Source organism: Stenotrophomonas sp. K-6 (genome assembly GCF_056861555.1).
Window position 1 is genome coordinate 808,276 of the sequence record NZ_JBSPUC010000001.1, and the last position, 17,064, is coordinate 825,339.

Below are 17,064 nucleotides of genomic sequence, written 5' to 3' on the forward strand. Positions count from 1 at the left end.
GCCGTTTTCCCCACCTTAAAGGAATTTTCATGTTGCTCAGCAAACGCCCGATCCGCTCCCTCATGGCCATGGCCATCGCCTTGGCTGCGGTGCCGGCCATGGCGCAGTCGCCGTACACCAAGACCGTCTTCATCGGCGACAGCCTGACCGATGCCGGCTACTTCCGTCCGCTGCTGCCCGCCTCGGTGCAGCCGGTGACCGGCCAGTTCACCACCAACCCGGGCTGGACCTGGGCCCAGCACGTGGCCAACTACTACGGCACCAACGGTGCGGCCCACGGCAATGGTCAGAACGGTGACAACTACGCCATCGGCGGCGCCCGCGTCGGCGTGGACACCACCCAGGTGCTGGCTGCCGGTACCCCGGCCATTCCGGTGTACTCGCTCAAGACCCAGACCGCGCAGTACCTGGCGGCCAACGGCGGCAAGGCCGACCCGAACGCGCTGTACACCGTGTGGGGCGGTGCCAATGATCTGTTCGCCATCCAGGCCGGCGCGCCGCTGGTCTCGACCCTGACCAACGCCGTGCGCGACCAGGTCGGCATCGTTGGCACCCTGAAGGGCGCTGGCGCCGAATACATCGTGGTGCCCACCATTCCGGACGTCGGCCTGACCCCGGGCGCCCGCGCCGGTGGCCCGGCCGGCATGGCCGCCGGCACCGCGCTGGCCAAGGCGTACAACGACGCCCTGTTCGGTGGCCTGAAGGCCGCCGGCCTGCAGGTGATCCCGGTCGATACCTTCCACATCCTTCAGGAAATCGTCGCCAACCCGGGCCAGTACGGCTTCGTCAACGTGACCAGCCCGGCCTGCACCACGGCGTCGTCGCTGACCTGCAACCCGACCAGCTACGCCACCCCGAACGCGGCCAACAGCTACGTGTTCGCCGATGGCGTGCACCCGACCACGGCCACGCACGAGATGCTGGGCCAGTACACGCTGTCGATCCTGGAAGCCCCGCGCAACCAGCAGATCCTGACCCACTCGGCACAGACCATCGGCCGTTCGCGTGCTGACCAGGTCAGCTGGCACGTCGATGGCCGTCCGGCCGACGGCCTGAGCTGGTGGGGCAACCTGCGCGGCGACATGCAGCGCTACGCCCACGCCGATCTGTACGACGGCATGGCCCCGGCCGGCCTGTTCGGTGTGGATTGGGCGCGTGACGGCATGGTGGTCGGCGGCTTCGCCGGCTACGGCCGCATGGACGCCGATTTCGGCAACAACAAGGGTGACTTCACCCAGTCCGACACCACGCTGGGTCTGTTCGCCGGCTGGTATGGCGAGCGCGCCTGGGTCAATGGCCAGGTCAGCTACAGCTGGCTGGACTACGACGTGACCCGCAAGCTGCAGCTCGGCCCGGCAACGCGCATCCACAAGGGCTCGCCGGAAGGCAGCAACCTGACCGCCGCGTTGAACGCCGGCTACGAGTTCGGTACCGAGGGCGGCTTCCGCCACGGTCCGGTCGCGGCCGTGATCTGGCAGAAGGTGAAGCTGGACGGCTACACCGAGTCCAACCCGAGCGCCTCGGCGCTGGGCTATGCCGACCAGGACGTGGATTCGACCGTCGGCCGCGTTGGCTGGCAGGCCCGCTTCGATGGCGGCAACGTCAAGCCGTACGTGCAGGTCACCTACGACCACGAGTTCGAAGACAGCAAGCAGGCCAGCGCCTGGCTGCAGAGCATGCCGGACGTGGGCATGTACAAGGTGCCGGGCCTGGCGTTTGATCGGGACTACGCCACCGCCGTACTGGGTGCGCGCCTGAATCTGTGGGGCCTGAGCAGCAATATCGGCATGAGCACCACCACGATGCAGAAGCGTGCACGTGACGTGTCGCTGTTCGCCAGCTTCGGCGCCAGCTTCTGATCCAGCGTGCGCAGTGCCCGTTCGCGGGCACCGCGCACGGCAGCGGAAAGCGAGAAACAACGGGCGGCGCAGTGCCGCCCGTTGCCTTTCATGCCCCCGCCCGAATAGACTTACGCCGCGCCTTGCGGGTGTAGCTCAATGGTAGAGCTGTAGCTTCCCAAGCTACTGACGAGGGTTCGATTCCCTTCACCCGCTCCATATCCCCCAGTGCCTGCGGGGATTTGGGCCGCTCCGCAATATCCCAGCCGCTCCGCAATTCAGCGAGTCGGCGTAGCTTTAGAGCCCCTTTTCTTTCGCACGTAGATCTCGGTCGTGGTGACCGATGAATGCCCCAGCTGGGCCTGCGCTTCGCGAATGTCATTGGCCGAATCGGCCTTATCCGTGCCTGCCTTCGCGCGCAGGTCGCGGAACTGAAACTCCCCCTTTGCAATGCCGGCGTCGTCGCGCGCCTTGTCAAACCGGTAGCGCAGCGCTGCCCGGCCGAGTGCCAGCCCGCTATCGTCTACGATCAACCGGGTGCTGTATGGCTTGGATCTTCCGTCGGGTAGCTTCTCGCTTTTCCGTTTTGCGATCCGCTCCAGCAATGCTGCGAGCTCACCGGTGATCTCCATGATCACCTTGTTGGTGGACTTCGCCTGGGTGATGGCCAGGCCGCGAGGGGTGACCTGCCGCATATCCATGGACCAGACGTCGCCGACGCGCTGGCCGGTGAGGTAGGCAAGGTCCATCGCGTCGCGCAGTGAGGCGTCGGCGTGGCGGTAGACCGCCTGGAACACCTCGTCTTCCACGTACACGCCGCGGCCAGATTCCTTGTTCCGCCGGATGCCCTCGCACGGATTGGGAAGGTCGGTGACGCCCTTGCCGCGCGCCCAGTTCCATATGTGCGAGAACAGGGAGACCTCCCGGTTGGCGATCACCTTGGAAGGGCGCCAGTCCAGGTACTGCCGTATGTTGATCGGCCGGATTGCCTCGAACGGCGCCGGCGGCGCGTCGAAGAAGCTCAGCAGTGCAGTGATGCAGCGGTTGTTGAGGCGCTGGGTGGTGACTGCCTTGGTCGGCACGACCTCGGCTTGGTAGCGCTGAGCCACGTGGCGGAAGGTGACGACCGCGGCTGCCGGGATCGTATTGGCGTGTTCGAACTCGGCCCACTTCTTGATGGCCACACCATAGTCACTGCCCAGCGGCGTCTCCTTTCGGGGTCTCCCGCCGTGATCGTAGTAGTAGTGCACCACGCCAGACTTCTGCCGGCGTGCACGGAACCGGGGGATGGCCCCCGGCTTGTTCGGCTTCCTTCCCATTTACGCAACCTTGCTCGGGGTCCATGTCAGCGCCTGCTTGGCGCTCGCGCTCGTTCCTTCAACGCTGGAGCGCAACACGACAGGCCAGTCGTGCGCGTCCAGGTAGTGCTTGATCCCGTTCTTGCGAAGAAAGGCAGCTTGGCGCGCGCGCTGTGGCGTGCGGCACAGGGTGACGATCTCATCGCGCGATAGGAACATGTCAGCCACTGGCCACCCGTCCTTCGCCCGGCATAGGTAGGCGCATCTGGATAACGTTGTCCCCCGGTGCCGCGATTGCGGTGAGCACCTTTCGCGCGCTGCGGGCGGGGCGGTTGATGCGGCGCCATTCGGCGATGGCTGTATCCGGCTCAGCGTGCTTGCTGGTCATCCGGCATTTGCACTCGACGAAGTGGCCGCCGCCGGCGGCGATGCTGCGCAGGTCGTGGATGTGGCGCGCGGTGTGGCCGGCGGCGCAGGCCGGCAGCGGCTCGGGGTGGCTGATGTGTCGCTGGGTCATTGCCTGGCCTCTAAATCATAGCTTTTCATTGATTTGCCCATCCCGTTGTCACCGGAGGTAATCTCCGAGTGGCAATCCACAAGATATCCACAGGTTTGTGCATGGCTGGCCCGTGTTCGGGAGGCGTAGGATTTCATTGGCACCAACAGGAGGCCGCCATGAACTGGAATAACAGCGATAACAAGCACTATCGGGGTCCGATCGATCGCGTCTTTGTATCGATGAGCGAGCAGTACGAAGTGAGTTACTTCATCGACCAGTATCTGAAAACTCGTGGTTATGGCGTTACCGACGAAAATAGAAAGAAAGTAGGCAGTAAGCTCGAGAAATACACCGGGCGAGCGCCTTGGAAGCGAGAAGACCTCAACGCGTTCCTGGACCAGGGCTGGGCAAAGTGAAGTTTCAACGGGAGGGGAGCGAGTCTCTCCTCCCGTCTTGGTTGGAGCCTCTGCCACAGAGCGCTGGCGCTTCACGCTGCTTGCCTCAGTGAAGTCACCGCATGGTCTAAGTTGGCCTCAGCCAAAGCACGCAGCGGCGGAGGACTCACGCTGTTGCCAACCATGCGCACGGCGGCGCTGGTGGTGAGCGGCGTGCCGTCGGCGGTGCGATCGATGACGTACCCGACCGGGAAGCCCTGTGCGCGGTACAGCTCGTGCGGCTTTAGCATGCGCAGGCCGATATCCACGATGACGTAGGGCGTGCCTTTGATCACCACCGTGACCAGCGCCAACCGGTCCTTCGTGGTGATGGTATCTACCGGGTCAGCCAGGCTCGGCACGTTGGCGCCTGTGCCGTAGTACTTGATCAGGAAGGCGGCCACCCGCAGCGCGCCTTCCTGATGCTCGGGCGACAGCTGGGCCAGTTCGGCCTCGGCAACCGCGTGTCCACCGTTGCCGCTGGCAGTAACCGTGCCCACCGGCAGGCTGACGGATTTACTGCCATTTCCCCAGCGTTGCGCTCCGCCCGGACGGCCTTCGCCGTGCGCGGCCTGGACCATAAAGGCCGTGGACACCCCGAGCGCATGCGCGGCGCCAGCCGGCCGGGCAGCGCCCGCCCCTGAGGTGATCGTTGGGACCGGCTCTGTCACCGGCGTGCCGATGCTGTCGCCCCGGAACTTCACGAGGTGCGGCGCCGCGATCGCGTGCTTGATGCCACCGGCCACGACCGTGCCCAGCGGCTGCTGCAGGTCGAGCGCGCGCGGTGACTGGCCCTCGCGCTCGCCGTAGCCGGTCTGCACCAGCACCGGCGCCACCAGGGCGGTGTCAGCCTTTGCCGTCATCGTGTACAGCGGATCCGCGCCAGAGCGTGGCTCGGACTGGCCGGCCCGGCCGCCGACGCCGGCGAGGATCGGGGTAACCACGGAGAAGTGGCCGCCCTTCACCCCGGCGCAGACCGTGCGCAGCGGCTCGCCCGCATCCATGGTCCGCTGGGTGCTGGCGTTGGCATGCTCGGTGATGAAAGGGGCCAGTTCCGGCATCGCCAGCATCAGCTCGCCGCGGTGGGCAGCGGTGATGGTGCGCAGCGGGTCGTGCACGCCGTGGACGCGATCGGCGCCTTGATGCGTCGCCGGCACAATGAACGGGTCCGCAGAGTCGATGACGTGGCGCCTGGTGCCCTTGGCGATGCGGCGCATGGTGGCGTCGGCCAGCGGCCGCTTGCGCCCGAAGATGGACGGGCAAGGGATGCTGAAGTCCAGACAGTCGGCGGCGGATACGCGCGGCTTCTGGCCCGGCGCGGTGCCGTGGCTTGCCGCCGGCCACACGATCGGCTCGCCGTCGCGGCGGCCGAGCAGAAACAGTCGTTCCCGGCTGGTGCCGGCGCCGTAGTCGCTCGCGACCAGCTTGCGCCATTCCACCGCGTAACCCAGCGCCCGCAGGGCGGCGACGAACTGGCGCCAGGTGCGGCCGGTGTGCCGTTTGTCCGGCACCAGCTGTTGATGCTCGACCGGCACGCGCTCGCCGCGCGCCGCCACGGTGCCGTCCATCTTCAGCACGCGCCCGGTGGTCTTGCAGCGCTTGGCCACCAACGGACCCCAGGTCAGGATCTGCCACACGTTCTCCATGGAGAAGATGCGCGGCGCGGTGTTGGTGCCGTTGACCAGGTCGGCGCGCAGCAGCATGCCGATCCATTTCAGCACGACCCAGGACAGGGCGCGGGTCTTCCGGCTGCGCGGCTGTCCGCCCTTGGCCTGGCTGAAGTGGGTGCAGTCCGGGGACGCGTGGAACCAGCCGACGCGCCGGCCGGCCACGTCGACGCGCGGATCCGCATGCCAGATGTCCTCGCGGTGGTGGCTGGTGAGCGGGTGGTTCGCCGCGTGCATGCCGATCGCCAGGGCGTCGTGGTTGTAGGCGAGCGCAGGGTCTTGGCCCAGTGCCTGCTTCAGCGCCTCGCTGGCACCACCGCCGCCGGCGAACAGATCGACCACGATCTCACCGGGCCGCAGGCGGGAGCGCTGAGGCAGGGGGAAGTTGAAGGAGCGGGAGCCATCAGCCATGGGAGCAGTCCTTGTGTTCGGTATCGGGGCGCAGCCTGGTTCGCCGGTTACGCGGCGGCTTGACGGTGGCCAGGGTGGAGGGCGGGCTGCTCGCACGGTCAGCCGCTCTCTCTTCCACGCGGCAGGGCGAGGGCGTAAAGTGCTGCCGCCAATTCATCAGATCGTCTCGATGACAGACACCCCCTCGCGCCGTACCATTCGCGGAACTCTTTCCGGGCACAATTTCGTCGTGCTGGTTACGGAGGTCGAAGCAGGGCTCTTCGATTACAGCGTCACGGTCGATGGGGAGCCGGTTCCCTTGAAGAAGGCCGGTCGAATCCTGAGTAAGGGTGACGCGCTCCAGCTCGGCGTTGCCGCTGCCGAAATCCACATTGGCGCGTTGCCTCGGGGCTAGGGACTGTGCCGCCAGGGTGGCATCAGCCATTGCCCACCCCCGGCGCTGCATCGCGCTTACCGGCCTCACAGCTTTCGCCCAGATCCTGCGCCGTGACGGTGTGCACGTAGATGGTGCCGATCTGCCAAAAGGCAGGTTTCTCAACGCGGTCGGCCCACTCCGCGATCAGCGCCTCAAGTTCGCTCTTCTGCTCCTTGGTCACGCTGCCGAGGTAGTCTTCGGACGGTTCGCCGGCAAGGTCATATGCCTGGCAGGACATGTTGTCGATCACGCTGTCAGCGTCGACCAGCTGGCTGGCGTCAACTGGAATGATCTCGCCAATGGAGATCGTGGTGCCGATCTCCAAGCCTCCGTGGTGGTCCAGGGCCGCGGAAACTGCTTCTTCGATGCTGTCGCACTGGTCGCGGTACGTCTCTTCGTCCACGCTCCAGCTGTACTGGACGGATGCTGACTTGTTGTCGGGCGTCATGGCTGGCTTCCCTTCTCGTGGTCTCTGATGCGGTCGATGAGGTAGGTGGTTTCGTTGCGCCACTTGGCGCGGTCGAGCGGGCTGAGGAACTTGGTCAGGTACTGGAGCTTTTCGAGCGGCTCGATCAGCCAGGTGATGCGGAAGGGCATGGATGAGCGGTGGTCGCGGAGCGGGGCGTGCGGCCGGCAGTCCGGCCCTGCGAGCCATTCGGCTTCGTCGCAGTCAAGGCACCTGCCGTCACCGTTGCTTCCGGGCGGCCAGCGGTGCTGCTGCTTTCCGACCGGCGGGTGCAGGTAGAGCGCGCGGATGATCAGATTGCGGCGCCGCGGGTTGGCCACGTCCTCGGGCTCGGCCTCTTCCCAGGGCTCTCTGCTGCCGCGGCGCCGGCACTCGTACCGGACCGGCTTCTGCGAGCCGTAAAGCTGCTCCATGAAGACCTTTGCCCAGGCAGCGGCGACCTCTGCCGGCACTGGCTCGCCGGCGGCGCCAGCGCGGCGCATGGCGCGCACGGTGGAGGCCACGGTCGGATCAGCCATCGCGGCCGCGCCTCCAAGCGTCGGGCACTTGGGTGGCGCAGAGCAGGGCGCCCATGAGCAGGTAGACGCCGGTGTCCTGCATGCGGTGCCAGGCCATGGCGAAGGCGATGGTCGCGAGCAGGGCGCCGAGCAGCAGCAGGCCGCCGGCACGCCAGTGGCGGATCAGCCCGCGCATCGAATCTGCTCCATCAGGGCGGCGAAGTGCTCATCGTGGCGTCGCTGCAGCCAGGCGGTGGCCACGAGCGCGCCGGCGGCAAAGCCGACGATCAGGCCGAAGGTGAAATCGATCGCACTCATGCCGCGTCGCCTCCCGGCGCAGGACGGGCGGCGAGGGCGCGCGCTGCCATGCGGTTCTGCACGTCCTTCGAGTACCCGGCCCGGACCAGCTGGCCCACGGCGGCGCGGGAATCCCAGCCGCATGCGATCGCCTGCCGGCGGACGGACTGGGCGCGGTAGAACTGCTCGGCGGTCGTGACGCTCATGCGGCGGCCGCGCTGCTGACGGCCTCGCGAAGCTGTGCAGCTGCGCGCTGCAGGTCGACGGCAACGGCGTCGGCCTCATCGGCGGTGAAGTAGACGCGGCCGGCGACACCGACGTGCATCGCGACTTTGTTGGAGATGGGCTGCGCTTCGAACCGGACAGGCCCGGTCGAGCTGCTGAGGGTGAGGGTTGCCATGAAGTCTCCGCGCCCCGGCCCGAATGGGCTGTTACAGGGGTGATGGAATAAGATTAGGGGCGCTAATCTTCCTAGTCAATAGGGGCGCTTATAATTGTCTCTTACAGGCTGGTCAGTCCGTGCCTGTCACTCAGTTGACCAAAACAACAAACCCCGCATAAGCGGGGTTGACTGGTAAAGAAGCGTTGGCAGTTATGGCCCTACAGCAGCAGTGATCGCCTTGTAGACAGCCAAAGTAAGGGTTGCTATTCCCACCATCGCACCGAACACAGTAAGTAGAGCGCCGAACAACCAGGCGAGAACCTTGTAACCCGTTCCCATCATGGCGGTCTTGTTCTGTTCGCCTCCCAACTTGATCTCCGCAAGCAGCCGCCCAGCATCGGCGTAGAACTTGCTTGCGGCGGCGCTTGACTCAATTGCCTGAGCCTGCAGTCTCTCAGACTGCGCCTTCAACAGTGAGTTTCCTTCGCGAAGTTCGGCGCGAAGTTCAACGGAATCGGCTCGGAAGGATTCAACGACGGTCGCCACGCGTGCCTCCGAGGCGTCGATTGCGTGTTTCAGTTCTTCGCGAGTCAGGTCATTCACGGCCGGGAGTTCCTTGCCTACAGTTGAAGTCATTCCCCTAAGATGCGCCATCGAGCCTTGAGGCCTCATGAAGGGGCTACGTCTGCTGCGTTCCCTCGTCCCTCCATTGGAGTAGGGTCCCGTGTTCACTCATCATCCTCCGGCTTCGTCTTTTCGTCCACGTAAGGCTCTTTGGTAATACGAAGATGAACGGTCTCGTAGTCGAAAATCTTCATAAAACCGCAGGCGAAACAAATCACGGGAATTACGGGGCGCCCATGCATGTAGCTATTCACCATCGACTCGTTGCCCTCGTCAGGCAAGGCTGCGGCGGTTAGGGAGTACAACCCCTTAATCTCTTTTCCCTCTTCTCCTTCATACAAGTACTGGACTGCCCAACTAGTCACTCTCCGGCATTGAGGGCAGGCCGCATCTTTTGTGTTTTCGTTCAGGAACGTTGCAATTTGGTCAAAATTGATCATATCGGTCACTTAGTCAGCCCAGCCGCCAATCCAGTGGACACGGCCAATGACCGTGATGGGGTGCCGCTTGGAGGCCATGGGCTTCGGTTTGCGCCACTGATGGTCGCCATGCGGATTGTCGCTTTGGAAGTAGACGCCGGTATCGAGGACCATGGCCCGCTTCACGAAATACTCCGGTCGGGCCATGCCATCGACTTGGATCACATAAAGCAGGCCATCGACTACGCGAGTGTCTGACGTATCGAACAGGATGGCGTCGCCGTCCTTGATGGTCGGCTCCATGCTGTCGCCCTTGCCGTAGTAGACGGCTAGGTCTCGCCCGTAAATCCCGCGACGGCGCAGGCTGGTCTTCTTGAACTTGAGACTGTGCGTTTCCGCGTACTCGGCGGCCTCGGCACCTGCACCTAGGCCCGCAGCCTGTGAGTACCCGACGATGTCATCCCACGCGTCGTCGGGCGGATTAGGGGAGTTGTACTGCTGCTCGGGCAAATCATTCCTGATATCGGTGTCCTCAATTCCTAGAGATGCTGCGAACACCTTCAGAGTCCGGTAGTTCATCGGGATCTTGCCATTGAGGTACTGGCTGACCGCGCCCTGGGTGATGCCCAGTTCGTGTGCCAGCTTCTCTTGGGTGATGCCGAGTGAACGCGCCTTGTCAGCCCATGCCGCTTTCAGCCGCGATGCGGCTGCGATATCGGATGGGGTCGGCTTCGCCTTGCGTGATGCTTCCATATGAGGAACGCTAATTAATGCCTTCATGATTTGCCAATAGCGGCACTATTGACCGGAATATCAGGGGCACTCATACTTCGGCAATGGACATCCCCACCTACCGAAAAGAGAAGGGCCTGTCGCAGGCGGCATTCGCCGCATTGCTGACGGAAACGGGCACGCCCGCCACCCAAGGTCTCGTCTCCCAGTGGGAGAAGGGCACCACTGCCATCAAGGCGGAGCGAGCAATCCAGATTGATCGCGCTACCGGTGGGGCGGTTAGCCGGTTCGACCTGCTGCCCGCGGTGTTCGGACCGATGCCGGTCCAAGCCGAGCGGCAGAGCATTGCGGCGGAGGTCGACAGCCGGATGAGCAAGCGCGCGCTGCGGGCGAAGTTTGGTTTCAAGACCGATGCGCCCCTGGCGAAGCTGCTGAGACTGCCTGTTGAGCAGGTTGAGGCCTGGCCGGAAGAGCAGAGCGTCCCGTCGCTGCCGCAGGTGATGAGGCTGCTGGGCGTGCAGGAAACGCCGCCGGTCGCCCAAGAGGCGCCGAACGACCCGGACGCTGAGCGAATCATCAACGTGGAGGCGGCATGAGCCGGCCTCATCCTTCAAACGCTCATGCTGTATCGCTCCCCAGTATCGACCTCGTTGGTACAGGCGGGACAACGAGCGTGGATCGAACCGAGTGCGTACTGCCTCTGCAAGACCACCTTTCGCCCACTGTCGAAGCAAGGTTGACAGAGGTAGTGCATAGGCTCCGAGTTTCCTGGCTCGCTGGACCCGCTCTGCTGTGGAGCGACATTCACGCGATAGGCGTAGTTCCCGGCAGTGAGCTCGAACAGCGAGTAGCGACCCCGCTCCGCGAGGGATTCCTCCGCTTTTCGCAGCTTCTCTGCGGTCTCGAACTTCTCTCGCTGCAGATCGAAGAGCGCGGTGTTCTGAGCAAGCAGAGCCGTCTGAGCACTGATCAGGGCTTCGTTGAGCTTCGCGAGTTCTGCAGCTGCCTTGTTGAAGTCGCGCAGCTCGATAGCTGCCCCAAGTCCCTTTCGAATCAAATCGATAGCTGTGAAAGCAGTGCCGATTGAGGCCATGTCCATGTCGCCCTCCTTGCGGGCTGTGTTGTTCGCACATCCAGCGTACCGCAAGGCGGGCGACGCCTTCCTTCCCTGAGTAGTTGTTGTCCATGGCGCCAATCGTGCGCCGCCCGGGCCCGGCCCGAAACCTTGAAACACCCGCCCACCCAAGGTGAACCCATGACTTGCCGCACCTCTGCCCTCAACTGGATCGACGTCCTCTACAACTCGGTGCGCCGTACGCCCGGCGGTGTGGCTGACGCGGCCGCGTTCCTGGCCGATCGCCGCGGCAAGACCATGCACCCCGAGACGCTGCGCGCAAAGCTGCGCGGCTTGGAGGGTGAGTCGGTATCGATCGAAATCGCCGAGCTGCTGACCGAGTGGATGCAGGAGAAGGCCGGCGGCGGCGAGTACGCCCTTGAGTGGATGCAGGCGCTGGCCGGCCGCTTCGGCATGGCCGTGGACGTGGTGCCACCTCCGCCGGAGGGCGGCTGGTCCGACGAGATCGGTGCGCTGCAGATGAAGCTGCTGGACATCACCACCCGCGTTGGCCGGCTGACCGGCACGGCCGTTGAGGCGATGGCGGACCGCTGCATCGACAGCGACGAAGCCGGGCTGATGGTCAGCGAAGCCCGTGCGCTGCGGACCATGGCGCACCGCCTGGAGCGGAACGTGGCGCGTGCTGCGGCGAAGGGCAAGCAGCCGAAGAGGGCGTCCCGATGAGCCATCTGGCACGTTCCACCGATATCAGCACCAGCCATGAGGCTGCCGCGCACGTGGTGTCCAGCGGCCTGCAGGCAGCCCAGCAGGACCGGGTTGCCTGCGCGATCAAGGCGCATCCCGGCCTGACGAGCATGGAACTGGCCAAGGCCACCGGCCACGACCGCTACATGCTCGCGCGCCGCCTGCCGGAGCTGCTGGAAGACGGCCGCGCATGGCGTGGCCCGAAGAAGCCGTGCGCCGTGAGCGGCCGCAGCGCGTGCACCTGGTGGCCTGTGGCCCCCGGCGACAACTACACCTTGGCGGTCTGAACCATGTCCACGATCATCATGAGCCAGTGCTGGCCGCTGCAGGGCCTGAGCGTCACCCAGAAGGCTGTACTCATCTCCCTGGCCGACCAGGCCAACGACGACGGCGTGTGCTGGCCGGCAATCGGCACCATCGGCAAGCGCTGCTGCATGTCCGAGCGCGCAGTACGCACCGCCATGGATCACCTGGAAGCCGTTGGGCTGCTGAGCCGTGAGCGGCGCTTCAACAGCAGCAACGTGTATTCGGTGACTCCGGCCAAGTTTGACGCTTCGGCGGCTGGCACAAAGGCGAAGCGCAAGGCCAAGAAATCGGGTACTGCACCGGGCGCAGGGGGTGCAGCAGATGCAGGGGGTGCGCCCGGTGCACCCGGGGGTGCGCCCGCTGCAGGGGCTCCGGCACGGGGCGCAGGTCTGGAGGTGCGCCCCGTGCCGCCTAACCGTCATATAACCCCCATTGAACCGTCAGGAGAACCGTCATTTCCGGCGGCCCTGCCGGGCACGCCGCCGATGGCGGATTCGGAGACCGAGCTGCAGACCGCATGTCGGGCCACGTGGACGGCGTACGCCATCGCCTACCGAGCCCGCCATGGAGCGACGCCGGTCCGCAACGCGAAGGTCAACGCCAACGTGAAGCAGATCGTCCAGCGCTTGGGCCACGCCGAGGCGCCGCTGGTGGCTGGATGGTTCCTGCGGGTCAACGAGCGGCTGGTGGTTCAGGGCATGCACGACCTTGGCCTGCTGCTGGCTCGCTGCGAGGCCTACCGCACCCAGTGGGCGACCAATCGCCAGGTGACCGAGACGAGCGCGCGCCAGACGGACCAGACGCAGTCCAACGTCAGCGCGGCAGACGAAGCGAAGGCCATCCTGCGCCAGGGGAGGGCTGCCAATGCTGGCTGATCACGAACAGGACCGGCTCGTTGAGCTGCTGGTGGTTACGGCCGAGGTGATCGGCGACCAGCTGCGCCCCACCGCCGCCGCGTACATGGTCGGGGACCTGTCCTGCTACCCGCTGGCGCAGCTGGAGCGCGCGCTGGAGGGCTGCCGCCGGGAGCTGAAGGGCCGCTTGTCGCTCGCGGCAGTGTTGGAGCGCATCGACGACGGCCACCCGGCGCCGAACGAAGCATGGGCGGTGGCCATTCAGGCAGCGGACGAGCGCAATACCGTGGTCTGGACCACGCTCACCCAGCAGGCATGGAACACCGCGCTGCCGTTGGTGCAGGCCGGTGACAAGATCGCCGCCCGGCCCGCGTTCCTGGAGACCTATGCCCGTCTGCTGAAGGACGCGCGCGCTGCACGCCTGCCGGCCAGCTACACGCCGTCGCTGGGCTTCGACCTCACCAGCCGCAATGCGGCGCTCACGGATGCGGTGAGCAAGGGGCTGCTGGCGCACGACCAGGTGAGCGACCACCTACAGCTGACCGCGGCGGCGCCGGCTTTCAATCCAGTGGCTCTGTTGGCTGGAAAGGTCGAGGCCTCGCCGGGCGCCAACGCGCAGATCCTGGCGTGTCTGGAGGAACTGGCACGGGAGCTCGCCGCCTGATGCGCTCGGACAACAACCAGCTGGACATCTTCATCCACGACCCCCGCCTCAGCGCCGGTCGGGAGGCGCCCTTGTGGCGTGCCGCCGCTGCGCAGGCGCTGATGGACTTTCAGTTCAGCGCAGTGGTGCGGAAGGACCGCCACGACTACTACTTGGCGAAAGCGGTGGAGCTGGAAGAAGTCGCCGCCCAGTCAAGGGCCGCCGCCTGATGTGGTCCAAGGCACCGCCGGCGACCGCCGCGGAGGGCGCGCGCATCGAGGCAGCGAAGGTGGGACCGTGCATGGCCTGCCTTGTGTTGGCAGCCATGCGCCTGCTGTCGGGCAGTCAGGTGTTCTACGGCTGCGACTACAACCACGCCAAGAGCGGGAACAAGCGCCGGGGACACGCCTTCGGGTACGCCCTGTGCGTGTGGCACCACCGCCGCCATCCGATGCAGGGCAAGACCTTCGCCGAGATGCGGGAGACGTGGGGCCCGAGCTTGATGGACGGCTCGCGCACCTTCCACGAGACCTATGGCAGCGACGACGAACTGATTGAACAACAGACCTACATCATCGAGCTGAGGGCAGCTGCGTGAGTGAGAGCAAGAAGACATGCGCCGACCAGGTGCGCGCGGCGTTCGAGCAGACCCCGGCGGAGGGGCTGAGCTATGTGGGGCTGTACGAGAAGTTGGCAGCCGATGGCATGGACACGGACAAAGCCAAGGACGGGATCAACAGCACGCTGCGCTACCTGGTCACGCGGGGCTACCTGCTCAGGACTGGCGAACGTGAAGACGCGAGGTTCCGCAGGAGTGGCACGGCGATGACTCGGCCGCGGCTGACCGAATCGCAGAGGGCAGAGCGCACCAAGGCAAAGAACCGCCGTCGCGTGGAGAGGGCCAGGGCTGCGCGCGGTGCGACGGTCGGGCTGCGGGCCGCAATGATCCCCAAGCCCGTCCGGGCGGCTGCAGCGGCCACGCCGGTTTTCGAGACGTTCGAGCAGTGGCAGGCGAGGGGCGGGAAGGTCGAGCGCCTGACTGCAGCCTGGGAACGGCCGGGGTAGGTGGGAGGGCGTCGCGATCGGTGCGACGCACTGGGAAGAAGCTGGACGGATGGACCTGACCCGCTACGACGACAAGGCGCTGGCGCTGCTGAGCAGCATCCAGCAAGACATAGCCGCGATGCGATGGACGAGGGCGTGGACCGCCCAGCCGTACGCCGCGAGGCACAGCAGGCACTGCGCTGGGCACGCGCGCTGCGCCGTGAAATCAATCGACGAGAGCACAAGGGGAAAGGCCATGGGGAATGTACGTGAGCTGCTGTCCAGCCGGATGGGGCCAACAACCGTGAAATTTGACACCGGCCGTGGCGGTACGCCGGACCTGACCACGCAGGATATTGCCGCAGCGCTGGGTATGGTGCCTGCCGGCTTGGGGCGTGAGCTGCTGGAGGCCCTGTGGTGGCCGGAGAGCGCGGCGCGCCGCATCGACCATCTGCGAAAGGCCGTCATCGCGCTGGTTGCTCCGGAATACAACCGACACCAGCAGGTGCTGAGCCTGGCGCGGACGGAATACGGCATCGCCAAAACCTGCATGGGCTGGGCGGGAAACGCGGTGACGGACATGCAGCGCCGGGAGTTTGCGCGCGCTGAGGCAAAGCTGGAGGCCACGCGCGCGCTGTGTTGGCCCATCAGCACCATGGAGCAGCTTGGCGGACTGGCGGTGGCGGTGATCGGTGAAATGGCCGCTGCAGGCTGCTGTAAGCGATGCGATGGATTGCGTACACAGGCTGCACCGGAGGGCACCGGCGTTGTGGAGTGCGAAGCATGCGACGGAAGTGGACTGGAGCAACTGAGCGGCAGGAAGCGTGCAGCAGCCATCGGGGCCGACTGCTCGGCATACAGCAGGTTCTGGCAGCCAGTCTACGAGTGGATGCTCATCCAGATGCGAGCCGCAGAGAACGAAGCTGCGCGGCAGTTTGGTCAGGCGCTTTCGCGCGCTGCATAGCGATGACTTGAAGGGTCATCGGAAACGCGGGCATTCTTGCCACTATCCAGACGCAAGCCCCGGCCACAGCCGGGGCTTTTTCTTTGCCCGCTTCCCCAGACCGGATTAACCCTCGTGCCAAGCCGGCAGCGGGGCGGGCACCTATTGACCAAACCGGGAGGGGCGATATGCCGAACCGGACAATCCACGGGGCAACCATGCGGGACGAAATCATCAGCACCGCGGCGAGTGCTGCGGCAAAGGTCACGCCACCGGTTGCGGTCGCCGGTGCAGTCGCCGGCGGCGTCAACCTCGACCGCTTGGTCGTGATCCTGACCGTCGTTTACCTGGTCGGCCAGATCACCTATCTGGCGTGGCGCTGGGTTCGCGAGTGGCGGCAGGCTGCCAAGGCGGCCAAGGCATGAGCCGGGCCGGCGGCGCCTCAGGCCGGTCCCTTGTGGCGTTGCTGGTCCTGAGCGCGGCAGGCCTCGTAACGATCGTTTCCCGCGAGGGTTATACCGAGACGGCCGTGATACCCACCAAGAACGACCGCCCCACGGTTGGCTTCGGATCGACCTTCCATGCCGACGGCACGCCGGTGCGTCTCGGTGACCGAATCACCCCGGATCGCGCCCTGCACACCGCTCAGGCGCACATCGCGGGTGAGGAAAAGCGATTCCGCGCCTCGCTCCCCGGTGTCTACCTCACCCAGGGTGAGTACGACCTCTATCTGGACTTCACCTACCAGTACGGAACAGGCAACTGGCAGACATCGTCTATGCGGCGCCAGCTGCTGGTGGGCAACTACGGTGCCGCCTGTGACGCCCTACTGCTCTGGAAGCGAGCCGGAGGCTACGACTGCTCGACGCTGATCAACGGTAAGCCGAACAAGGTGTGTTGGGGCGTGTGGGATCGGCAGCTGGAGCGGCATGCCAAGTGCGTCGCCGAGCTTGCCCCATGAGCCGGGCGTACTTCGTCTCGGGGCTGCTGATCGCATGGGTCGTGTGCTGTGTGCTGTCGTTCGCTGCAGGCTGGTCCTGGCGCGGCGATCGCGCGGCTCTGAGTACCGCCACGGCCGAGGTGGCCGGCGGACGAAAGGCCCTGGCTGGAGAACAGGTGGCGCGGTCTGTCGATCGCGAGCAGGTGGCAGGCGTTCAGCAGGCGGGAGATACCGCCGACGAGCGAGAGGAAAAGATCAATGCTGACTATCAAGAGCGCATCGCAGCTGCTGTTGCTGGCCGCGATGGTGAGCTTGGCCGGCTGCGTGGCCACTGGGCCAGTTGCGAAACCAGCCGCCTGGCCGACGGTGCCGCCGCTGCCGCAGCGGCTGCAGAACAAGACCGACTACGCCGGCTCGGTGCGGCAGGAATTGTACGGGCCTGCGAGCTCGCCCAGTCCGAGCGAGACGAAACCGTAGACCGATACCGGGCCGTCGAGGCGACCATCAACGGCGCCGAGCGCCCCTGATCCCTGGAG

General features: G+C 65.5%; 29 protein-coding genes and 1 tRNA gene. 16 read left to right on the forward strand and 14 right to left on the reverse strand.

Features of this window, described 5'->3' with window-relative positions; all coding sequences use genetic code 11:
• Nucleotides 1-62 precede the first annotated feature (62 nt).
• A complete protein-coding gene (locus AC13F7_RS03525; protein ID WP_482999489.1) occupies nucleotides 63-1,859 on the forward strand; it encodes an autotransporter outer membrane beta-barrel domain-containing protein in 1,797 nt (598 codons plus the stop codon).
• Between the two features lie 124 nt (nucleotides 1,860-1,983).
• Nucleotides 1,984-2,057, forward strand: a tRNA-Gly gene (locus AC13F7_RS03530).
• Between the two features lie 59 nt (nucleotides 2,058-2,116).
• On the opposite strand, the gene AC13F7_RS03535 is transcribed toward AC13F7_RS03530, so the two are convergent.
• From AC13F7_RS03535 to AC13F7_RS03545, 3 genes are read right to left on the reverse strand one after another with little or no spacing between them, the layout of a single operon-like run.
• Complete coding sequence (locus AC13F7_RS03535; RefSeq protein WP_482999252.1) at nucleotides 2,117-3,157, reverse strand: tyrosine-type recombinase/integrase; 1,041 nt, start codon at nucleotides 3,155-3,157, stop codon at nucleotides 2,117-2,119.
• The gene (locus AC13F7_RS03540) at nucleotides 3,158-3,355 is read right to left on the reverse strand and encodes a DUF4224 domain-containing protein (protein ID WP_346492260.1); all 198 of its coding nucleotides are present in this window, start codon (nucleotides 3,353-3,355) and stop codon (nucleotides 3,158-3,160) included. It abuts the gene before it with no gap.
• A 1-nt stretch (nucleotide 3,356) separates the two neighbouring features.
• Nucleotides 3,357-3,653 carry a hypothetical protein gene (locus tag AC13F7_RS03545; RefSeq protein ID WP_482999253.1) on the reverse strand — a complete coding sequence of 99 codons (297 nt, stop codon included), beginning with the start codon at nucleotides 3,651-3,653 and terminating at the stop codon, nucleotides 3,357-3,359.
• A gap of 158 nt (nucleotides 3,654-3,811) precedes the next feature.
• Here AC13F7_RS03545 and AC13F7_RS03550 point away from each other — a divergent pair, with 158 nt between their 5' ends.
• The gene (locus AC13F7_RS03550) at nucleotides 3,812-4,051 is read left to right on the forward strand and encodes a hypothetical protein (protein ID WP_482999254.1); all 240 of its coding nucleotides are present in this window, start codon (nucleotides 3,812-3,814) and stop codon (nucleotides 4,049-4,051) included.
• Nucleotides 4,052-4,122: 71 nt separating this feature from the next.
• Here AC13F7_RS03550 and AC13F7_RS03555 read toward each other — a convergent pair whose 3' ends face one another.
• On the reverse strand, nucleotides 4,123-6,147 hold the full coding sequence (locus AC13F7_RS03555) for a DNA cytosine methyltransferase (protein ID WP_482999255.1): 2,025 nt from the start codon (nucleotides 6,145-6,147) through the stop codon (nucleotides 4,123-4,125).
• 169 nt (nucleotides 6,148-6,316) lie between these two features.
• Here AC13F7_RS03555 and AC13F7_RS03560 point away from each other — a divergent pair, with 169 nt between their 5' ends.
• The gene (locus AC13F7_RS03560) at nucleotides 6,317-6,541 is read left to right on the forward strand and encodes a hypothetical protein (protein ID WP_482999256.1); all 225 of its coding nucleotides are present in this window, start codon (nucleotides 6,317-6,319) and stop codon (nucleotides 6,539-6,541) included.
• A 22-nt stretch (nucleotides 6,542-6,563) separates the two neighbouring features.
• Here the strand turns inward: AC13F7_RS03560 and AC13F7_RS03565 are convergent, their stop codons facing one another.
• The 9 genes from AC13F7_RS03565 to AC13F7_RS03605 all read right to left on the reverse strand — a co-directional run bounded on the left by AC13F7_RS03565 (nucleotide 6,564) and on the right by AC13F7_RS03605 (nucleotide 10,027).
• A complete protein-coding gene (locus AC13F7_RS03565; RefSeq protein WP_482999257.1) occupies nucleotides 6,564-7,010 on the reverse strand; it encodes a hypothetical protein in 447 nt (148 codons plus the stop codon).
• On the reverse strand, nucleotides 7,007-7,546 hold the full coding sequence (locus AC13F7_RS03570) for a hypothetical protein (protein ID WP_482999258.1): 540 nt from the start codon (nucleotides 7,544-7,546) through the stop codon (nucleotides 7,007-7,009). The genes AC13F7_RS03565 and AC13F7_RS03570 overlap by 4 nt, the downstream gene beginning before the upstream one ends.
• Nucleotides 7,539-7,721 carry a hypothetical protein gene (locus AC13F7_RS03575; RefSeq protein WP_482999259.1) on the reverse strand — a complete coding sequence of 61 codons (183 nt, stop codon included), beginning with the start codon at nucleotides 7,719-7,721 and terminating at the stop codon, nucleotides 7,539-7,541. Before AC13F7_RS03575 ends, AC13F7_RS03570 begins: the two co-directional genes overlap by 8 nt.
• Nucleotides 7,709-7,843 carry a hypothetical protein gene (locus AC13F7_RS03580; RefSeq protein WP_482999260.1) on the reverse strand — a complete coding sequence of 45 codons (135 nt, stop codon included), beginning with the start codon at nucleotides 7,841-7,843 and terminating at the stop codon, nucleotides 7,709-7,711. The genes AC13F7_RS03575 and AC13F7_RS03580 overlap by 13 nt, the downstream gene beginning before the upstream one ends.
• Nucleotides 7,840-8,028, reverse strand: coding sequence for a hypothetical protein (locus AC13F7_RS03585; RefSeq protein WP_346488827.1), 189 nt, complete (start codon nucleotides 8,026-8,028; stop codon nucleotides 7,840-7,842). Before AC13F7_RS03585 ends, AC13F7_RS03580 begins: the two co-directional genes overlap by 4 nt.
• Nucleotides 8,025-8,222 carry a hypothetical protein gene (locus AC13F7_RS03590; protein ID WP_482999261.1) on the reverse strand — a complete coding sequence of 66 codons (198 nt, stop codon included), beginning with the start codon at nucleotides 8,220-8,222 and terminating at the stop codon, nucleotides 8,025-8,027. Before AC13F7_RS03590 ends, AC13F7_RS03585 begins: the two co-directional genes overlap by 4 nt.
• Nucleotides 8,223-8,414: 192 nt before the next feature.
• A complete protein-coding gene (locus AC13F7_RS03595; protein ID WP_482999262.1) occupies nucleotides 8,415-8,807 on the reverse strand; it encodes a hypothetical protein in 393 nt (130 codons plus the stop codon).
• Between the two features lie 125 nt (nucleotides 8,808-8,932).
• A complete protein-coding gene (locus AC13F7_RS03600) occupies nucleotides 8,933-9,277 on the reverse strand; it encodes a hypothetical protein (protein WP_482999263.1) in 345 nt (114 codons plus the stop codon).
• Nucleotides 9,278-10,027: a LexA family transcriptional regulator gene (locus tag AC13F7_RS03605; RefSeq protein WP_482999264.1), complete on the reverse strand. Its 750-nt coding sequence runs from the start codon at nucleotides 10,025-10,027 to the stop codon at nucleotides 9,278-9,280.
• Between the two features lie 56 nt (nucleotides 10,028-10,083).
• Between AC13F7_RS03605 and AC13F7_RS03610 the strand changes: the two genes are divergently transcribed.
• A complete protein-coding gene (locus tag AC13F7_RS03610; protein ID WP_482999265.1) occupies nucleotides 10,084-10,575 on the forward strand; it encodes a YdaS family helix-turn-helix protein in 492 nt (163 codons plus the stop codon).
• 14 nt (nucleotides 10,576-10,589) lie between these two features.
• Here AC13F7_RS03610 and AC13F7_RS03615 read toward each other — a convergent pair whose 3' ends face one another.
• On the reverse strand, nucleotides 10,590-11,078 hold the full coding sequence (locus AC13F7_RS03615) for a hypothetical protein (protein WP_482999266.1): 489 nt from the start codon (nucleotides 11,076-11,078) through the stop codon (nucleotides 10,590-10,592).
• 156 nt (nucleotides 11,079-11,234) lie between these two features.
• Between AC13F7_RS03615 and AC13F7_RS03620 the strand changes: the two genes are divergently transcribed.
• The 11 genes from AC13F7_RS03620 (at nucleotide 11,235) to AC13F7_RS03670 (ending at nucleotide 17,055) form a co-directional block, all read left to right on the forward strand.
• A complete protein-coding gene (locus AC13F7_RS03620; RefSeq protein WP_482999267.1) occupies nucleotides 11,235-11,777 on the forward strand; it encodes a hypothetical protein in 543 nt (180 codons plus the stop codon).
• The gene (locus AC13F7_RS03625; RefSeq protein ID WP_482999268.1) at nucleotides 11,774-12,085 is read left to right on the forward strand and encodes a winged helix-turn-helix domain-containing protein; all 312 of its coding nucleotides are present in this window, start codon (nucleotides 11,774-11,776) and stop codon (nucleotides 12,083-12,085) included. Before AC13F7_RS03620 ends, AC13F7_RS03625 begins: the two co-directional genes overlap by 4 nt.
• Before the next feature lie 3 nt (nucleotides 12,086-12,088).
• A complete protein-coding gene (locus tag AC13F7_RS03630; protein WP_482999269.1) occupies nucleotides 12,089-12,979 on the forward strand; it encodes a helix-turn-helix domain-containing protein in 891 nt (296 codons plus the stop codon).
• Nucleotides 12,969-13,622, forward strand: a complete 654-nt coding sequence (locus tag AC13F7_RS03635; protein ID WP_482999270.1) for a hypothetical protein — start codon at nucleotides 12,969-12,971, stop codon at nucleotides 13,620-13,622. Before AC13F7_RS03630 ends, AC13F7_RS03635 begins: the two co-directional genes overlap by 11 nt.
• Nucleotides 13,622-13,831 carry a hypothetical protein gene (locus tag AC13F7_RS03640; RefSeq protein WP_482999271.1) on the forward strand — a complete coding sequence of 70 codons (210 nt, stop codon included), beginning with the start codon at nucleotides 13,622-13,624 and terminating at the stop codon, nucleotides 13,829-13,831. The genes AC13F7_RS03635 and AC13F7_RS03640 overlap by 1 nt, the downstream gene beginning before the upstream one ends.
• Nucleotides 13,831-14,199: a Ref family recombination enhancement nuclease gene (locus AC13F7_RS03645; protein ID WP_482999272.1), complete on the forward strand. Its 369-nt coding sequence runs from the start codon at nucleotides 13,831-13,833 to the stop codon at nucleotides 14,197-14,199. Before AC13F7_RS03640 ends, AC13F7_RS03645 begins: the two co-directional genes overlap by 1 nt.
• Nucleotides 14,196-14,666 carry a hypothetical protein gene (locus tag AC13F7_RS03650; protein WP_482999273.1) on the forward strand — a complete coding sequence of 157 codons (471 nt, stop codon included), beginning with the start codon at nucleotides 14,196-14,198 and terminating at the stop codon, nucleotides 14,664-14,666. Before AC13F7_RS03645 ends, AC13F7_RS03650 begins: the two co-directional genes overlap by 4 nt.
• A 49-nt stretch (nucleotides 14,667-14,715) precedes the next feature.
• Nucleotides 14,716-15,609, forward strand: a complete 894-nt coding sequence (locus tag AC13F7_RS03655; protein WP_482999274.1) for a hypothetical protein — start codon at nucleotides 14,716-14,718, stop codon at nucleotides 15,607-15,609.
• A gap of 197 nt (nucleotides 15,610-15,806) precedes the next feature.
• A complete protein-coding gene (locus AC13F7_RS03660) occupies nucleotides 15,807-16,013 on the forward strand; it encodes a hypothetical protein (RefSeq protein ID WP_353086562.1) in 207 nt (68 codons plus the stop codon).
• Entirely contained in the window at nucleotides 16,010-16,549 is a 540-nt protein-coding gene (locus AC13F7_RS03665; protein WP_482999275.1) for a lysozyme, read from the forward strand. Before AC13F7_RS03660 ends, AC13F7_RS03665 begins: the two co-directional genes overlap by 4 nt.
• Nucleotides 16,546-17,055 (forward strand): hypothetical protein, encoded by a 510-nt coding sequence (locus AC13F7_RS03670; RefSeq protein WP_482999276.1) that lies wholly within the window; start codon nucleotides 16,546-16,548, stop codon nucleotides 17,053-17,055. The genes AC13F7_RS03665 and AC13F7_RS03670 overlap by 4 nt, the downstream gene beginning before the upstream one ends.
• Nucleotides 17,056-17,064: the final 9 nt, after the last annotated feature.

Excerpts from the sequence above, each read along its gene's own strand:
- AC13F7_RS03660 (WP_353086562.1), top strand. The coding sequence starts at position 15,807 with ATGCGGGACGAAATCATCAGCACCGCGGCGAGTGCTGCGGCAAAGGTC.
- AC13F7_RS03590 (WP_482999261.1), bottom strand. The coding sequence starts at position 8,222 with ATGGCAACCCTCACCCTCAGCAGCTCGACCGGGCCTGTCCGGTTCGAA.
- AC13F7_RS03550 (WP_482999254.1), top strand. The coding sequence starts at position 3,812 with ATGAACTGGAATAACAGCGATAACAAGCACTATCGGGGTCCGATCGAT.
- AC13F7_RS03575 (WP_482999259.1), bottom strand. The coding sequence starts at position 7,721 with ATGCGCGGGCTGATCCGCCACTGGCGTGCCGGCGGCCTGCTGCTGCTC.
- AC13F7_RS03555 (WP_482999255.1), bottom strand. The coding sequence starts at position 6,147 with ATGGCTGATGGCTCCCGCTCCTTCAACTTCCCCCTGCCTCAGCGCTCC.
- AC13F7_RS03540 (WP_346492260.1), bottom strand. The coding sequence starts at position 3,355 with ATGTTCCTATCGCGCGATGAGATCGTCACCCTGTGCCGCACGCCACAG.
- AC13F7_RS03655 (WP_482999274.1), top strand. The coding sequence starts at position 14,716 with ATGGACCTGACCCGCTACGACGACAAGGCGCTGGCGCTGCTGAGCAGC.
- AC13F7_RS03615 (WP_482999266.1), bottom strand. The coding sequence starts at position 11,078 with ATGGACATGGCCTCAATCGGCACTGCTTTCACAGCTATCGATTTGATT.
- AC13F7_RS03535 (WP_482999252.1), bottom strand. The coding sequence starts at position 3,157 with ATGGGAAGGAAGCCGAACAAGCCGGGGGCCATCCCCCGGTTCCGTGCA.
- AC13F7_RS03620 (WP_482999267.1), top strand. The coding sequence starts at position 11,235 with ATGACTTGCCGCACCTCTGCCCTCAACTGGATCGACGTCCTCTACAAC.
- AC13F7_RS03640 (WP_482999271.1), top strand. The coding sequence starts at position 13,622 with ATGCGCTCGGACAACAACCAGCTGGACATCTTCATCCACGACCCCCGC.
- AC13F7_RS03570 (WP_482999258.1), bottom strand. The coding sequence starts at position 7,546 with ATGGCTGATCCGACCGTGGCCTCCACCGTGCGCGCCATGCGCCGCGCT.
- AC13F7_RS03645 (WP_482999272.1), top strand. The coding sequence starts at position 13,831 with ATGTGGTCCAAGGCACCGCCGGCGACCGCCGCGGAGGGCGCGCGCATC.
- AC13F7_RS03545 (WP_482999253.1), bottom strand. The coding sequence starts at position 3,653 with ATGACCCAGCGACACATCAGCCACCCCGAGCCGCTGCCGGCCTGCGCC.
- AC13F7_RS03670 (WP_482999276.1), top strand. The coding sequence starts at position 16,546 with ATGAGCCGGGCGTACTTCGTCTCGGGGCTGCTGATCGCATGGGTCGTG.
- AC13F7_RS03635 (WP_482999270.1), top strand. The coding sequence starts at position 12,969 with ATGCTGGCTGATCACGAACAGGACCGGCTCGTTGAGCTGCTGGTGGTT.
- AC13F7_RS03585 (WP_346488827.1), bottom strand. The coding sequence starts at position 8,028 with ATGAGCGTCACGACCGCCGAGCAGTTCTACCGCGCCCAGTCCGTCCGC.
- AC13F7_RS03630 (WP_482999269.1), top strand. The coding sequence starts at position 12,089 with ATGTCCACGATCATCATGAGCCAGTGCTGGCCGCTGCAGGGCCTGAGC.
- AC13F7_RS03665 (WP_482999275.1), top strand. The coding sequence starts at position 16,010 with ATGAGCCGGGCCGGCGGCGCCTCAGGCCGGTCCCTTGTGGCGTTGCTG.
- AC13F7_RS03625 (WP_482999268.1), top strand. The coding sequence starts at position 11,774 with ATGAGCCATCTGGCACGTTCCACCGATATCAGCACCAGCCATGAGGCT.
- AC13F7_RS03525 (WP_482999489.1), top strand. The coding sequence starts at position 63 with ATGGCCATGGCCATCGCCTTGGCTGCGGTGCCGGCCATGGCGCAGTCG.
- AC13F7_RS03580 (WP_482999260.1), bottom strand. The coding sequence starts at position 7,843 with ATGAGTGCGATCGATTTCACCTTCGGCCTGATCGTCGGCTTTGCCGCC.
- AC13F7_RS03560 (WP_482999256.1), top strand. The coding sequence starts at position 6,317 with ATGACAGACACCCCCTCGCGCCGTACCATTCGCGGAACTCTTTCCGGG.
- AC13F7_RS03565 (WP_482999257.1), bottom strand. The coding sequence starts at position 7,010 with ATGACGCCCGACAACAAGTCAGCATCCGTCCAGTACAGCTGGAGCGTG.
- AC13F7_RS03610 (WP_482999265.1), top strand. The coding sequence starts at position 10,084 with ATGGACATCCCCACCTACCGAAAAGAGAAGGGCCTGTCGCAGGCGGCA.
- AC13F7_RS03605 (WP_482999264.1), bottom strand. The coding sequence starts at position 10,027 with ATGAAGGCATTAATTAGCGTTCCTCATATGGAAGCATCACGCAAGGCG.